2 protein-coding genes are annotated in these 1,449 nt (G+C 48.4%); one reads left to right on the top strand and one right to left on the bottom strand.

The features are described from left to right. The first annotated feature begins 115 nt into the window (after positions 1-115). The gene (locus tag E1189_RS01525; protein ID WP_155158337.1) at positions 116-1,039 is read left to right on the top strand and encodes an HAD-IIA family hydrolase; all 924 of its coding nucleotides are present in this window, start codon (positions 116-118) and stop codon (positions 1,037-1,039) included. Positions 1,040-1,161: 122 nt separating this feature from the next. Here E1189_RS01525 and E1189_RS01520 read toward each other — a convergent pair. Continuing rightward, a partial coding sequence (locus tag E1189_RS01520) for a hypothetical protein (protein WP_230459966.1) occupies positions 1,162-1,449 on the bottom strand: 288 nt, incomplete at its 5' end.

Here is a 1,449-nt window from a genome sequence, read left to right as displayed (position 1 = left end):
GCTCGATCATAAAACCTCAACAGACCCTAGGCACATCTCGCAAAAATGGAGTTCGCGGAACTGATATAATGGCAGATTCGTTCTCCGAACCAGCTTCTCAAGATGTGAGCTCCCGATGATTGAAATTAATCTTTCGATACTGAACCAGTCTTATTCCCGCCGCATGGGGTGGTATCCACCAGTGAGCAACCCGGAAGTCGCTCCACAAAGAATTTCTGGCATCGAGGAGATTCTGGACCAGTTTGACCTGATTATGCTCGATTCCTACGGCGTATTGTGCCGTGGAATGAAAGCTATTAATGGGGCTGTGGACGCTATTGCCATGATGCGTGAGCGTGGTAAGACATTCAGTGTTGTATCCAACGACACTATGACCAACCAATATGTTGCAGCCGAAAAGTATGCAGCCCGTGGTTTTGATTTCGCGAATGAAGAGGTTGTTACCAGCCTGGACGTTACCGAAAGCTGGCTGCCAACCCTTGAAGACCCCTCTCGCTGGGGTGTGATAGCGCCACAACCCCACCCAACGGATAAGTTACTGGAAGGCACAACCAGCCTGAATGCCTGCAATGGTGTTATCCCCGATCACGTAGACAGCATCCTGTTTATGGTAGGCACGGGCTGGACTCAGGAAATGCAGGACAATCTGGAAGCCTCGGCCAAAGGTCGTCAGTTCACCATGGCTGTGGGCAACCCGGATATGGGCGCGCCTTATTACATTGATGGAAATATTCACATTAATGCGACACCTGGCTACTTTATGGATCAGCTTGTGGAAGCAACAGGCCAAAAAGCCACGCCTCTGCTGTTTGGCAAGCCCGGCAAAGCTATTTTCCAGACCGTAGCGGAACGCCATGGCGTGACTGATCCATCCCGTGTTCTGATGGTCGGCGACACACTCTACACGGATATTCTGGGTGGCAATGCCATGGGTTTTAAAACCCTGTTGCTGGAGTGTGGTATCTACAAGGGTACGGATGTCAATCAGGCCATTGCTGATGCCGGTATTGCGCCAGACTTCATTGCGCCTCACCTGTAATGCTGGCTTCAAGTAATAAGCACAATGGCAACTCGATAAAGAGCGATTGATTGAGAATACATCGAGATAGGTAAACCGGGCAGGCTGAACAACCGGGTGTCAGCCTGCCTCAGATAGCGAACTTATAGGGGCTGCGCATACCCGTACTCTACCATTTTACCCATAAGTTTTTGATAGAGCGTGGGGTTACATTCGGCAAGAGGAGCCAGAATTGCTTCTCTTTTTCCATAAACAATATTCATATTTAATCGCAACATTAAATTCGCGATGTCACCCCATGATTTATATTCCAATATTTGGTCTGCGGACAGCACTTTATTTGCAACTAAAATATCCAAATACCTTAAGCCATCCAAATCAAGCCTTCCATCAAACGCGTCAAAAATATCTCGCACAATGGAGAACCATGG

Origin of the sequence: Parendozoicomonas verongulae, from assembly GCF_009711465.1 — a bacterium.
GTDB lineage: Bacteria > Pseudomonadota > Gammaproteobacteria > Pseudomonadales > Endozoicomonadaceae > Sansalvadorimonas > Sansalvadorimonas verongulae.
Note: the sequence above shows the minus strand (reverse complement) of the source record. Positions and strands in the feature narration are given on the sequence as shown.

Excerpts from the sequence above, each read along its gene's own strand:
- E1189_RS01525 (WP_155158337.1), top strand. The coding sequence starts at position 116 with ATGATTGAAATTAATCTTTCGATACTGAACCAGTCTTATTCCCGCCGC.